This window comes from Ruegeria sp. CDSB117 (genome assembly GCF_059611005.1).
The window spans coordinates 19,892-27,960 of the sequence record NZ_JBXWOS010000034.1 but is presented as its reverse complement, the minus strand read 5'-3'; the positions used below and the strand labels follow the sequence as shown (position 1 = coordinate 27,960).

Below are 8,069 nucleotides of genomic sequence, written 5' to 3'. Positions count from 1 at the left end.
TTGTTCGAGATCTCGGCCGACTTTTCAGCCGCTTCCAGTGCAACACCCGACAGCTTTTCGTTCAGCGTCGCGGTCGATTTGAAAGCACCTTCCAGAGCGGTGGTGTCAACGGGGAACGCGCCCATAACGTCTTTCAGGGTCGCGGTGAAGTCTTGCGTCTTTGCCATTGTTCTAAATCCTTTTGCCGAACCAGGCCCACCCCGGTTTTCATCAGCTTGAGGACAATATGGATGCCGCAATGCAGCATTGCAAGATTTTTCTTGCTGCATCGCAGAATTTTTCCACGAACCACTTTAAAATCAACCGCTTGCTTTAACCTGCACATAGGTCACCGACGCCGGCTAAACGTGTCCGCCCTGTGAGCCCAACCGTTCTATTACATTTTTGGAACGCGGCACACGGGACTACGGCAACACCTGGTTTTTCGGTTGGGCGCTAGCCACCTCATGACGAATTTGAGGAGGTTGGTTTGCCTGTCGTCCTGCTTATGATCCTAAAGAATGAATTGAGATGAGGAACCGGGTTGAAGCCATCCGTGGTAACACCAAAGTTAATTTCACCCTAAAAATGGTATTCCCAACACAAGCCGGGTTCAGTCAGAGTACGCAGGGCCAAGTTCTCCTGGTCCAAGATGCGTGTTGCGTTTTCTTAGTTTCAGCACCCTCAGCCTCAATCGAAATAGCGTCGAGCGATCTGGCTCACATTGATGTTTTACGGAGATGGTACGGACCGACCATTGTCATTGTGGATTTCACCTCTTGTTCGCCTGATCCGCCCAAATGGATTTCGTTGGGAACGAAACTGCGATTGTTGGCCACAACGCGGCCGCTCTGGATGCAGGTATCTCTATGATCATCATGGTTTGAGCATAGGATGTATCCATGCCGCAAGGACAACGCGTATGCGTTGAAAACAAAACAGGCTGCAATGATGCACAAACAAACACCGAATGGTTACTTAAGCGATCCGACCCGCGCCTCTTTTTTTCATGACGTAGTGCTTCGCAATACGGCGGATGGCTTTCTTGGCAATTGCCGAACCCTGTGCAGCATAAATCCGATGAACTTTTGCCGGACGTGCACCATCCAGGTCACCTCGCGGGCTTTATTTTCTTCGAACATCTCATTGCAGCCCGAATAGACGTCCGCGTGAATCCAACCCTTGTATCCGGATAGATGACTAATGGAATTCTCCCCCCTCCGGTCGACAGAAAACTGATACCAAGGACGTAGTGGAGCCCGTCCAGCAAAGCTGGACAGATTGTCAGATTGTGCATCTTTGGCGCACAGACCCGACCACGGTCGTTCATCCCGAACCTAGGTCCAGACTAGCGCGGTTCTGGTCTTTTTCTGACCAAGCGCCCGCGTCTTCAGCGCCATATCATCAGCAAAAACAGCCTCACCCTGTGACAACATAGGCTCGTCTGGCATCTGCCAGTGGTTCCAGCAAGGCAATGGACTGGCCACCCAGTCGGTCAGGATCGAGCGTTCCAGATCGATACCATCGTGGTAATAACTCTGGGTAGAGTGGCAGGTAGTCCGCATACTTTGAGACCAGTATATAAGCCAGCAAGCCCGGCCCTGATCGCTAGCGTTCTATCGGGTGCGTGTGAGGTGCGGATTGAGTAAAAGCCTCGCGATCCGGACAAGCCTTGCCGGGCCAGACGCTACAGTTCACGACAAACCGTCCTGAAACATATTCCCGTTCTTCGGTCACATCTTCGCCCAGGGTCTTCAGTATTCGGGCACAATGCGTGCATTCTTCCCCTGGCGGAAGGATCTGCTGCTGCTGCCGATCTAGATGCTCAGGAAACGGTTTGCGGCTGTGTCGCCGAGTGGACTTGCTTCCTTCAACAGTAGGCGCGAGATCGGCCTGTGCCGTTGCTCTCGTTGAAATCCGTTCATCTTCTTCGAATGTCAGATAGCGCTGAACCAGGCTTTCCAACATTGACCCGTAGCGATGCCGGCATCAGCGCTGAACGTGTTCCCGCCTTGATACGACCAAAGGACGTCGGTGCAGTCTCCCGCTCGCTTGTGGCAAGCATCGGATTAACTGATCCTGAGACCCCGGAACCAATCTCCGCTGGCAAAAAGACCGGCTCTACCAAAAGCGTTAGGTTGAGATCACCGGACGGGCACAGCTGAACGGAGGTACAAGCCGGCATAAGATCAACCAATGAGCAACCAAATATTGTTGCAATCCCCAAGCCACGAGCATCATTACAGATTTTGGTATGTTTCCCACCGGATCGCACAGTTTTCCCAAAACAAACAACGTATCATCCTGGAGGCTGACGATTTGTCGACCGTTGTTCGGTGGCGACACAGGCCTGCAGTACATTCCACTGCTCCAGCAGGGCACCGGGTCGAACAACGCTCAGCGCCTAACCCTCGACCTTTGTGAATCCTTGGCGGAACGGTTCGGTCGCGCCTGCGCCTGTTGAGACATAGCGCGGGCCAACGATGGCGCGGAAGTTGGCTATGAGGGCTTCGTTGATCATGCCGCGTTCCGATGTACATCGCCAGGACTGGTCGCTGTGTCCCGGAAGCGCAGGTTGGCGCGCGACAGTTGGTCAATCCGCGTAACGCCCATCAGCTTCATATCGCGCTCGATCTCAGCCCGCATCAATCCCAACGCCCGTTCGACACCCGGTTGGCCAGCGGCGGCCAACGGATACAGATAGTGCCGCCCTACCCCGACCGCCTTGGCACCCAGCGACAACGCCTTGAGCACATGCGTCCCGCGCTGAATTCCGCTGTCCATCATCACGTCCACACGGTCGCCGACCGCATCGACGATTTCGGCCAACTGGTCGAACGGCGTGCGCGAGCCGTCCAACTGGCGACCGCCGTGGTTCGACAAGATGATGCCGGTACACCCGATCTCAGCCGCGCGGCGCGCGTCCTCGACTGTCATGATACCTTTAAGGCAGAACTGGCCATCCCACTCACGCAACATCTCGGCCACATCATCCCAGTCCATCGACGGGTCCAACATGTCAGTGAAGTAACCACCGATCGAACTGGCACCGCCGCCCATATCCACATGTTCGTCCAATTGCGGCAGGCGGAACCTTTCATGCGTGACATAGTTGATGCCCCACATCGGCTTGATCGCAAACTGGATCATGCCGCCAAAAGTCAGGCGGAACGGGATCGAGAAACCAGTGCGCAGATCACGCTCGCGGTTGCCGCCGGTGATGCTATCCACGGTCAACATCATCACCTCGACGCCCGCCTCTTTGGCGCGCTGCATCATGGCCGAGTTCAGACCACGGTCCTTGTGAAAATAGAACTGATAGACTTGCGGGTTCTTGTGCTTTTGCCGCAATTCTTCCATCGACACCGTGCCCAGAGACGACACACCAAACATGGTCCCGTATTTCTCGGCCGCCGCGGCCACGGCACGTTCCCCTTGATGGTGGAACAGGCGCTGCAACGCGGTGGGTGAGCAATAGACCGGCATGTCCAACTTTTGCCCCATAACGGTGACGGACATATCCACGTCCTTCACTCCGCGCAGGACCGAGGGCAGCAGATCGCAGCGGTCAAAGGCGCGAGTGTTTTCGCGATACGTCACCTCATCATCCGCGCCACCGTCGATATAGTTGAAGATCGGCCCCGGCAGGCGCTGTTTGGCCAGCCGCCGGAAGTCGTGGAAGTTGTGACAATGGCTCAGTCGCATCGCTGAGGCTCCTTAGTAGGCGACCGAGGGCAGCCAGGTGGCAAGCGTGGGCCACAGGAAAACAAGCGCCAGCCCGGTCAATTGCAGTAAGACAAACGGAATTATGCCCTTGTAGATATGGGTCAGTTTTATCTCAGGCGGGCAGACGCCCTTGAGATAGAACAACGCGAACCCCACAGGCGGCGTCAGGAAGCTGGTCTGCAGCGTCACCGCCACCAGAATGACGAACCACACCAAGGCTGGTTCATCCAGAACACCGAAACCTGGGATGTCGATGCCCAGCCCATTTACGATGGGGCGCATCAGGGGCAGCACGATCAGCGTGATCTCGATCCAGTCCAGCACAAAGCCCAGCAGGAAGACAATGAACAAGATGAACAGGATCGTGCCATTGGCCCCAAACCCGGTGGACTGCACGACGTGTTCAATCAACTCATCCCCACCGAGTTCCCGCAGGACATAAGAGAATACGGTCGCGCCCAGGAAGATCGCAAAGATGTAGGCGGTGGTGTTGAAAGTCGATACCAGCACATTCCAAAGCTTGGCGAACGTCAATTTGCGATACCCCAGCGCTAACAGCGTCGCGCCCAGCGCACCGATCCCCGAGGCTTCGGTCGGTGTCGTCAAACCGGCAAAGATTGAACCCAGAACCGCAAGGATCAGCAATAGCGTCGGTATGACTGCGATCAGAACGTCCTTCACGGCGGCCCAGTCTGGGGCCGTTGCACCCTCGGGCACAGGAGCCGCATCGCGCTTCACCAACGCTAAGATGAAGATGTAAGTCAGGTACAGGCCACCGATGATGACCCCCGGGAAGACCGCAGCCATGAACAGATCGCCCACAGACAAAGCCATCTGGTCTGCCATGATCACCAGCATGATTGACGGCGGGATCAGGATGCCCAGCGTGCCAGAGGCTGAAACCACCCCAGCGGCCAAGGTGGGCTGATACTTCTGCTGCATCATTGACGGCAGTGACAGAACGCCCAGCAGCACAACGGAAGCACCGATGATGCCCGTAGAGGCTGCCAGAATGATCCCGATTAGCGTGACAGTGATCGCCAGACCGCCACGCACGGTGCCAAACAGGCGCTGCATCGAAGACATCAGACGTTCGGCTACGCCGCTTTCGTCCAGCATCAAGCCCATGAAGATGAACATCGGCAGGGCCACCAGAACTGCGTTGGACATGGTCGCATAGACACGGTTTACCACTGCGCCAAGCGTCAGGTAATCCAGCCCGGTGAACGTGCTCTCAAGCCCCGTCCACAGCATCAAGTCGTTGTCAAAAAGATAGGCCAGCCCGCAATATGCAACGCCGACCCCGGCCAACACCCAGGCCACAGGATATCCGGTAAATAGCAGCGCAATGAATGTCAGGAACATTGCGATGACCAGTTTTTCCTCGGTCGTTTCGACCAGAAAAGTCAGGCCAACGCAGACAGCTGCGAATACAGCAAGGACCAGCAGAATGCGACGCAGCGATGCGCCATCGCGCTCTGATGCCGGTCCGTACATCAACGCGTGCCCATCATGGATCAGCCGCGCCATCGCAGCCAAGCCCAGCAGAACAAAACTGATCGGAATGACCGCCTTGAAAGCCCAGCGCGCAGGCAGACCAGTGGGGCTGTCCGAGCGCTCGCTGACGCGGAAGCTTTCGTAGAAGTAATCATACCCTTGATCGATCATCAGATAGATGAACGGGGTCAGCAGTGTCAGAATGCCGATCACTTCGATCACACGCTGTGCGCGACGGGACAGTTGCATGTGCAGAACGTCAACGCGCACGTGGCTGTCTGTGATCAAGGCATAGGATATGCCGATCATCGTGACGACGCCGTAAAAGTGCCACTGGATCTCGTCCAGTTTGGGATAGTTCTGGCTGAACAGATAGCGCAGCGAGACCTGACTGAAGATCGCGGCCATCAACAGGACATTGGCCCACATCACTACGTGCCCGACGGCTTTGACACCTGTATCAATAGCAACGGCGATCTTCTGACGGTCGGTGTCGGGATGTTCCAGGATGCCTTCATAGGCTTCGACTGGATCACTTAGGGTCTTTTGCGTGGCCATGGGTAATCCTCGCTCAGTTGACCGGCGCGAGCGCGGTCAAGGGAATGCAGGTTTGAAATCCTGATAATGTCCGAGGCGGAGAAGCCAGCCGCCCCGGACGCGTCAGTAAGTCAGATTACTGACGGGGGAGGAACGCATTGGTTTTCCACAGGTCGTAACCGTCGCGGAATTCGCTCAGATCGGCCAGAACCTTGGCAAAGAAGGCGTCATTCGCGGCCTCTTCGGCAGCAACGTCTTCCCAGGTCGCCTGGAAAGTATCCAGCATCTCGGGCGACCACTGCTTGATGGTGACGCCGTTGTTTTCAACGTTGTCGATCAGCGCTGCGTGCTGGATGGCTTCGCCTTCGGCAAAGCTGTCAGCCATCGATGCCTTACAGGCGTTTTCGATGATCGCCTTGTGCTGCTCGCTGGTCTCGTTCCAAACGTCCTTGTTAATCATCAGCTCAAACACGGTCGCCTGCTGGTGCCAGCCGGGGAAATAGTTGAACTTGACCAGTTTATGAAAGCCCAAACGCGCGTCGATGGCAGGCATCGAGAATTCAGTCGCATCGATGGCGCCTTTTTCCAGCGCCGGGAAGATTTCACCACCCGGCAGCAGCGAGGTCGCCACGCCCAGTTTCTGCATGACTTTGCCGCCCAGTCCGAAGAAGCGCATCTTGAGGCCACTCAGATCTTCAGGGGAGTTGATCTCGGTCGCGAACCAGCCGGACGTTTCAGGGGCGATTACAGCACAGGGGATGACGTGGACGTTGTATCCCGCCTGATCATACATCTCTTGATACAGCGACATTCCGTTGCCGTAATACAGCCACGCCATGTATTCGCCCGCCTCAGGGCCAAACGGAACCGCTGAGAACAGCGGCGCAGCCGGGATTTTACCTGCCCAGTAACCAGCAGTGGTGTAGCCCGAGTTAATCTTGCCGGTCGACACGGCATCCAGAATTTCGAACGGCGGGACCAGTTTGCCTGGCTCGTAAACTTTCATCTTCAGTGTGCCGCCAGACATCAGGTCAAGCTGCTCGGCAACACGAGGAATCGGAGAACCCAGCCCTGGAAGCTCGGTCGAGAACGCAATCGGGGTTTTCAGCAGCAGTTTGTCAGCAGCAACCACAGGTGCCGCCATCAGGCTGGCAGCCACGGCAAGGCTCGTCAGGGTCTTTTTCATGAAATCTCCTCCAGGGTCGGTCGAACATGGCGTCCGATCATTTTGTGACGCGAGATCTTCCGGCGCCTAAACTGGTAAATAAAGTTTACCAAGCATTTCAGTCAACAACTTTATTTACCAATGGCTCGATTGCAATTTGCCTAGAGACGATCCAGACCGCCTAAACTTAAGAAAGCCGCCGACGACGACGTCTGGGCAGGTGTTCCGACTTTTTTGTTTACTCGCAACCAGTTGCAATCCAAATAATCTGAGAGGTTTCCCCGCTAAATCAGGCATTGAAAAACACACACTCAAAGGTTACCTTTATTTACCAAAGGGGTTCTGAATCCTTTTCAGAAGGGTAAACCACGATGAACACGACAGCGATTTTCGAACCGATCGGGCACGAATCACTATCGGATGCAGTGGTGGCTCAGATTGAAGATCTGATTGCTTCGGGCATCCTCAAGCAGGGTCGCAAGCTGCCATCGGAACGCGATCTGGCGGAAACCCTTCGCGTCTCCCGCCCCAAACTGCGTGAGGCGCTGGCCGTTCTGGAAGAACGCGGCCTGGTGACGACACAGCATGGTGAAGGCACATTTGTTGCCGCACTGACGGGCAGCGCCATGCTCCCTGCCCTGTTGGCGCTGTATGAACGCCATGAGCCAGCGTTTTTTGATTATCTCGAGTACCGCCGCGAACAGGAAGGCTTTGCCGCCAAACTCGCTGCGCGACGGGCGACCAAAGCGGATAAGGAACGGATCACGGATATCCTAACCGAGGATGAACGCGCCTGGCACGAGAAGGATGCATTGGCCTCACGCGAAGCTGATTTTGCGCTGCACGCCGCAATTGTGGACGCTAGCCAAAACGCGACGCTCATCCACATGATGGCGTCAATCTACGAGCTCACACGGCAAGGTGTATTCTACAATCGTGATTTTCTGAAGACCATCGACGGCACGGGCAAGCTGTTGATGGAGCAGCATCGCGAACTGGGAATGGCGGTCATCGCAGGCGACGAAGCACGTGCGGAAAAGGCTGCGTATGACCACATCGACTTTGTAGAAGAGTCCTTCAAGCTTGGCATTGAAAGACGCCGCCGTGAGGCAATGGCCGAAAAGCGCCGCCTTCTGTCTGATTCAAAACTCTGATCGGGCAGCGC

The 8,069-nt window shown here is 55.8% G+C and carries 6 protein-coding genes and 2 pseudogenes; 1 reads left to right on the top strand and 7 read right to left on the bottom strand.

Annotated features, from left to right (window positions below; genetic code table 11):
* From AC2FJC_RS22215 to AC2FJC_RS22185, 7 genes and pseudogenes are all read right to left on the bottom strand, one after another.
* Window positions 1-167: pseudogene (locus tag AC2FJC_RS22215) on the bottom strand (Phasin); the annotation flags it as partial.
* Window positions 168-986: 819 nt separating this feature from the next.
* A complete protein-coding gene (locus tag AC2FJC_RS22210; protein ID WP_496741764.1) occupies window positions 987-1,259 on the bottom strand; it encodes an IS66 family transposase in 273 nt (90 codons plus the stop codon).
* Between the two features lie 57 nt (window positions 1,260-1,316).
* Window positions 1,317-1,544 carry a hypothetical protein gene (locus tag AC2FJC_RS22205; RefSeq protein WP_496741762.1) on the bottom strand — a complete coding sequence of 76 codons (228 nt, stop codon included), beginning with the start codon at window positions 1,542-1,544 and terminating at the stop codon, window positions 1,317-1,319.
* Window positions 1,545-1,587: 43 nt separating this feature from the next.
* Window positions 1,588-1,953, bottom strand: a pseudogene (locus AC2FJC_RS22200) (IS66 family transposase); the annotation flags it as partial.
* Window positions 1,954-2,496: 543 nt separating this feature from the next.
* Window positions 2,497-3,684, bottom strand: a complete 1,188-nt coding sequence (locus AC2FJC_RS22195; protein ID WP_496741760.1) for an alpha-hydroxy acid oxidase — start codon at window positions 3,682-3,684, stop codon at window positions 2,497-2,499.
* A 12-nt stretch (window positions 3,685-3,696) separates the two neighbouring features.
* Window positions 3,697-5,760: a TRAP transporter large permease subunit gene (locus tag AC2FJC_RS22190; RefSeq protein ID WP_496741758.1), complete on the bottom strand. Its 2,064-nt coding sequence runs from the start codon at window positions 5,758-5,760 to the stop codon at window positions 3,697-3,699.
* Window positions 5,761-5,875: 115 nt separating this feature from the next.
* Entirely contained in the window at window positions 5,876-6,925 is a 1,050-nt protein-coding gene (locus tag AC2FJC_RS22185; RefSeq protein WP_496741756.1) for a TRAP transporter substrate-binding protein, read from the bottom strand.
* Window positions 6,926-7,275: 350 nt separating this feature from the next.
* Between AC2FJC_RS22185 and AC2FJC_RS22180 the strand changes: the two genes are divergently transcribed.
* A complete protein-coding gene (locus AC2FJC_RS22180; RefSeq protein ID WP_496723569.1) occupies window positions 7,276-8,058 on the top strand; it encodes a FadR/GntR family transcriptional regulator in 783 nt (260 codons plus the stop codon).
* Window positions 8,059-8,069: the final 11 nt, after the last annotated feature.

Bases quoted from the DNA above. Each gene is read 5' to 3' on its own strand.
- AC2FJC_RS22205 (WP_496741762.1), bottom strand. From the start codon at position 1,544: ATGCGGACTACCTGCCACTCTACCCAGAGTTATTACCACGATGGTATC.
- AC2FJC_RS22195 (WP_496741760.1), bottom strand. From the start codon at position 3,684: ATGCGACTGAGCCATTGTCACAACTTCCACGACTTCCGGCGGCTGGCC.
- AC2FJC_RS22190 (WP_496741758.1), bottom strand. From the start codon at position 5,760: ATGGCCACGCAAAAGACCCTAAGTGATCCAGTCGAAGCCTATGAAGGC.
- AC2FJC_RS22185 (WP_496741756.1), bottom strand. From the start codon at position 6,925: ATGAAAAAGACCCTGACGAGCCTTGCCGTGGCTGCCAGCCTGATGGCG.
- AC2FJC_RS22180 (WP_496723569.1), top strand. From the start codon at position 7,276: ATGAACACGACAGCGATTTTCGAACCGATCGGGCACGAATCACTATCG.